General features: G+C 68.7%; 1 protein-coding gene and 2 pseudogenes. All 3 read left to right on the forward strand.

Going from position 1 to position 1593, the window contains the following annotated elements:
* Window positions 1–87, forward strand: a pseudogene (locus tag WDW90_RS36935) (IS5/IS1182 family transposase); the annotation flags it as partial.
* A 28-nt stretch (window positions 88–115) separates the two neighbouring features.
* Window positions 116–1249 (forward strand): annotated as a pseudogene (locus WDW90_RS36940) (CocE/NonD family hydrolase); the annotation flags it as partial.
* Between the two features lie 4 nt (window positions 1250–1253).
* Window positions 1254–1593: helix-turn-helix domain-containing protein (locus WDW90_RS36945; protein ID WP_336492695.1), on the forward strand; the 340-nt coding region annotated here is incomplete at its 3' end.

The following is a 1593-nucleotide window of genomic DNA, read 5'->3' on the forward strand; positions in this document are numbered from 1 at the left end:
CGCCGTATCGCCACCCGTTACGACCGCTTGGCCACGAACTACCTCGCTGCCGTCTGCCTTGCTGCGACCGTCAGCTACTGGTTGTGAGTCCGGCGCCTAGGACTGGCTCGCGCATCGGGACGATCCGGCCTTCTACGACGCCAGCGACCTGCGCTCACGCTACGGCAAGGTCTCCACGCCGTTGTTCCACCTCGTCTCCTGGTTCGACCTGTTCCTCAACTCCTCGCTCGACAGCTACATGGGGCTGTCCGCGCACGCCGCGACGCCCGAGGCCCGTGCCGGCCAGCGCCTCGTCATCGGACCCTGGACGCACGCTTTCGACCCCACGCCCGGGCTGCGCAAGTTTCCGGGCTCCGAGTTCAACGACTTGGCCGCCGCCGCCGCGTGGTTCGACCAGCAGGGCCGCGGCGTCCGGCACCCGGTCTTCGATCACAAGGTCATCCACTACGTCATGGGCGCGAATCGCTGGCGGGCCGAGGAATCCTGGCCGCCGCAGGGCATCCGGACGACCGCGTTCTATCTGCGCGGGGACGGCCTTCTCTCGGTCGAGCCGCCCCGCGACGACAAGGCCGAAGACCGCTACCGGTACGATCCCGCCGACCCGACGCCGTCCCTGCGCGGCCAGGCGTTGCTGGGCGGCTGCGTCGACCAGCGGCCCAACGAAGGGCGAAAGGATCGGCTCGTCTACACGACCGCGCCGCTCGACCAGGATGTCGAGATCGCGGGACCGGTGCGGCTCAGACTGTTCGCCAGCTCCTCGGCGACGGATACGGACTGGCACGTCAAGCTGATCGACGTGTTTCCGGACGGCACCGCCTACAATCTCACCAGCGGCGCGGTCCGGGCGCGCTACCGGACGTCGCGCACGGCGCCGACCGCGCTCACCCCCGGCGCGATCGAGAGCTACGACGTCGACATGATGGCCACCAGCAACGTCTTCGCCAAGGGCCATGGCATCCGGGTCGTGATCGAGAGCAGCGACTACCCCTATTTCGACCGCAATCCGAATGCCTTCGTCGACCTGGCGCGCGCGACCTCGGCCGATTACGTGGTCGCCGAGCAGCACATCCATCGCGACGCCGCGCATCCCTCCCGCATCGACCTTCCGGTCATTCCCGCGGACCGCGAGCGCCGCTGGATCGATCAACCCTTCTGGGAGGATCGCTCGTTCGCCTTCGCGCTGACGATGCCCGACCTGCGCAAGCCCGAGCTTCCAGAGCTCCGCGCCGCGGATCTTCCGAAGGGGTGAGGCGATGAACCTGCTCCCGCCCACCCTGCCGCTCGTCGACCCCAGGCATCGCCCGCTGACCGCGGTCGCCGACGTCTCGACACTCGACTGGAACGACTTCCGGTTCTTCCTGGCAGTCGCACGGGCGGGCACGGTCAGCGCGGCGGCCCGCGCGCTCCAGATCGATCAGGCGACGGTCGGACGCAAGGTCGCCGCCCTCGAAGCCGCGCTCGGGCTTCAGCTCTTCGAGCGCAGCCCGCTCGGCTATCTGATCCTCCCCCGTTTTTGTGGACACGGAGGTTACGTTGCCCAGCGCTGCTCGGCCTGCTCAGGCGTACGGTACCCGAGGGCTGAGTGGAGGCGCT

Source organism: Methylobacterium nigriterrae, from assembly GCF_037106235.1.
Taxonomy (GTDB): Bacteria; Pseudomonadota; Alphaproteobacteria; order Rhizobiales; family Beijerinckiaceae; genus Methylobacterium; species Methylobacterium nigriterrae.